Here is a 3,362-nt window from a genome sequence, read left to right on the forward strand (position 1 = left end):
CTTTTTGTTGCAGACAATACTTGTTTTTATAAAAAGCTGCTGTGCTTTTGGTCTAAACCTGCTGTGGTTTTACTCTAAACCACAGGTGCTTTTGGATGAAACCTGCTGTGGTTTACATCCAAACCTGCGCAGCTTTTCTTGGAATTCTAAATTTTGTTAAATCCAGCATCTTTTATCGCCTTAATAATGCGACTGCCAGCGCGGTAATTAACTCCTACTTTTTTAATCGAAGCTGAGCTTACTTTCGCAGCTTCTAGTTCGCCAGTACTGCTTATTGATGGGTAGAGACTGCCTATTTTTTCCAGTCTAACAATCCTTCCCTGAGCAAGCTTGTCCTGTATCACATTTTCCAATGCGATAATCACACCTCTAATATCTGCCTCGGATAAGGCACTGAATCGTTCAATATCTTTTACCAATTCATCGATTTGAGCTTCTTTGCCGTTTACAATTTGAGCGTAAAACTTTTTTTCTCCGCCCCCACAACACCGGGTTGGCCTTTTTCTACAACTTTATAATCTAAAGACATGTTTTTTTGTTTTTAATAAATCGTAATAGTCTTTATGGCTTCAGTGTCTGCAACAAGCTCTCGTGAAATTTTTTTGATTGAGAGATTCGTATAAAGCCGATACCTATTATTACGTATTAAGTTTTATATTGCAGGTTCCATCGGCCACATCTTCCAATCTGCCCGTCAAAGTGGTTCGGTTGATGACCAGCCGATGGTTTACCTCGCTCTCCTGAATGGGGTGTAATTGTGCCCGTTCGTTTGAACAGTTATAAATTTAAGTAAAATATCGTATGGTACATAATGATTAATATCATGTATTGTAATTTTTTTATGTGATAATTGAAATAACAAATAAAAACCTATTTTTAGGTTCCTTTAAATATTGATGATGATTGCTCGGTAATGTGGGTTTATTCTTCTTCAGAATCTTTTAAAAATATATTGCGATGAGTCAAATAAATGAGTTGGTTGATTATTATTTAGAGAAAAAGAAGTCGGGAATGGATTTCTCTGAAATAAGAAAAGAGTTAAAAACCAAAGATCTTACAGATAAAGAAATTAAGAAAATCATTATAGAAATTGATGCAAAGGCTTTGGAGTATGCTCAAACTTCTGGGAAAATGAAACCTAAAGATTTACGACTGATTGGTTATGCCTTGATGCTAATAGGTGGGGGATTGACCTTTGCTGTTTATTTTAAGTTATTGGTATTAGGAAAGTTTTTGTTTGCGGCTTATGGCCCCGTTATTATCGGTTATATCTTAGTCGTTATGGCTCGACGTCAGCAGAATAAATTAAAGTAATAGCAATCAAGTTTAGAACATTATAGATATGGAAATCAGAAAAAACGAAAGCCAATTGGTTTGTATTGCGAAGTTTATTGCAGTTTCAGGTGAAGTTAATGATTTGATTAAAAATCTACACGCCCTTATTCCTGTTACGCTTCAAGAGGGTGGATGTATTCGTTATGAATTGAATCAGTGTATTGATGATGAGAATAGAATCACTTTTATTGAGAAATGGTTTGATCAAAAGACTTTTAATGCACATTGTGCAACACCTTATATTGCAGCGTTTTTTAATGAGGGGAAACCCCTTCATGTTAAGGAATTTGAGGTAACGCTTCATAAAGAAATTCTAAAATAAGGATTCATATAACTACAGAATTTTCATAATTAACAGAAAGTTTAGAGTCTGTGTATTCTGGGAATTTTAAAACTTCCTGTAAATAAGAAAAATAAAGGCTACTGAAATTAAATTCAGTAGCCTTTTTCATTTTGCATATAAGGGATTAAAGAGGAATGTTTCCGTGTTTCTTTTGAGGCTTGTGTTCATTAATGGTAGCATAGAACCAATGGAAAAACAACTGACGGTCAAACTTAAAAGGCCTTACATTCCAGCTAATAGATTCTCTGCTTTATTTCTGATAAAAGCATAGTTTAGGTTACTGAGTGCATTGAATTTTGCAGCTTTAGTACATAACTTTTTAGCCTTTTCGTTGTCACCTTTGTATTTGTAGGCCAGGGCCATTCTGTAGAGATTATATGGGTTTTGCTGATTAGCTTGCTGGAGTTCTTCCGTTGCTTTATCGTAATCTTTTTCTTCAAGAGCAATTATGCCGGCTAATTGGTGAGAGAATCGAATCAGATTTAGATTTTTCATAGCTTCAGCCTGTTTTCTAAATTCCTCAGATTTGGCTTTTGCGGTCACAAAATCTTTTTTCATCGATGCCACATATCCTGCATTATAGAGGTAGAATCGTTTAAAGTTTTCTTTCACCTCATTTTTAAGATTAGATTCTTCAATGACTTGAACGGCCTTATCAAATTTTGCCATTGCTTTATCGTAGTTTCCCATTTCAAGTAGAACATCACCCATATTCATAAGATCTCGAGACATAGCTCCAGCATCTTCAATCTTTTCGTCTAAATCATATTTATTCTTTAGCTCCATTAATGCCTGATCTAAATGACCTTCATCCACATAAGAAACAGCCATAGCAAAGCAAGCATTACTTCGTTCCCCATCATTGTGCGCCATATCGTAGTATTTCTGAAGCTGTTTTCTTGCCTCCACGTGTTTCTTTTTGTAGTTCAGGTTTGAGGCAATACCGGCATATGAGATAATAAAATTTGGATCCAGATCCAGAGCTTTATTATAATGCTCAATCGATTTGTCATATTTACCCATTTTCATCAATAGCTCCGCATAAGAATCCTGGGGGTTGGGATCATCGGGAATGAGTTCTGCATATTTTTTAAAGGCTTTTTCTGCTTCGGAATAATTTTCTAAAAACATATAGGCATAACCCATAATATTATAGGGTGGGGAAAAATCAGGAGCAATTTTTGTTGCTTTCTTAAATGCTTCAATTGCTGGTTCCCATTCTTGTTGCCCATTGTAACTTAGACCTAATAAATAGTGAGAGCGTTCATCATTAGGGTAGGCTTCCACCAGTTTCTGGAAGTATTCCCTTTGTTTCAGCGGTTTCGCATCATTATAAAGAGCATTCCATCCTATAATCTGTAGGCGTTCGCCTTCTGAAACATGATCAACTAAAGCTACAGCTATGTTGAAGTATTCATAAAATTCTTTCGTACTTGCTTGGACGAAGGATAAGTTTAAGTAGGCCATTGCGAAATCAGGATCTGCAGCTATCGCTTTTTCGTAGTATGGAATACTTTCCTCGTTAAGGTATTTATCAGAAAGTGCAAGCCCCTGCAAATAATGGTTTAGAGCTTCATCTGAAGAAGTTGTGATAGGTATTTTGCCCTCGTCTTTTACAGTCCAGGCGATCATCATAAATAGAAGAGGAATGATCGTGAGTGTTAGTAGATAGCTTTGTAAATGA

General features: G+C 35.8%; 3 protein-coding genes and 1 pseudogene. 2 read left to right on the forward strand and 2 right to left on the reverse strand.

Features of this window, described 5'->3' with window-relative positions:
* Window positions 1-146: 146 nt before the first annotated feature.
* Window positions 147-494 (reverse strand): annotated as a pseudogene (locus ABY905_RS15390) (HU family DNA-binding protein); the annotation flags it as partial.
* Between the two features lie 463 nt (window positions 495-957).
* Here ABY905_RS15390 and ABY905_RS15395 point away from each other — a divergent pair.
* Window positions 958-1,314, forward strand: coding sequence for a hypothetical protein (locus ABY905_RS15395; protein ID WP_372645466.1), 357 nt, complete (start codon window positions 958-960; stop codon window positions 1,312-1,314).
* Between the two features lie 28 nt (window positions 1,315-1,342).
* Window positions 1,343-1,657, forward strand: coding sequence for a putative quinol monooxygenase (locus tag ABY905_RS15400; protein ID WP_372645468.1), 315 nt, complete (start codon window positions 1,343-1,345; stop codon window positions 1,655-1,657).
* 243 nt (window positions 1,658-1,900) lie between these two features.
* Here the strand turns inward: ABY905_RS15400 and ABY905_RS15405 are convergent.
* A partial coding sequence (locus ABY905_RS15405; protein ID WP_372645470.1) for a tetratricopeptide repeat protein occupies window positions 1,901-3,362 on the reverse strand: 1,462 nt, incomplete at its 5' end.

It is taken from the genome of Ancylomarina sp., from assembly GCF_041555295.1.
Taxonomy (GTDB): domain Bacteria; phylum Bacteroidota; class Bacteroidia; order Bacteroidales; family Marinifilaceae; genus Ancylomarina.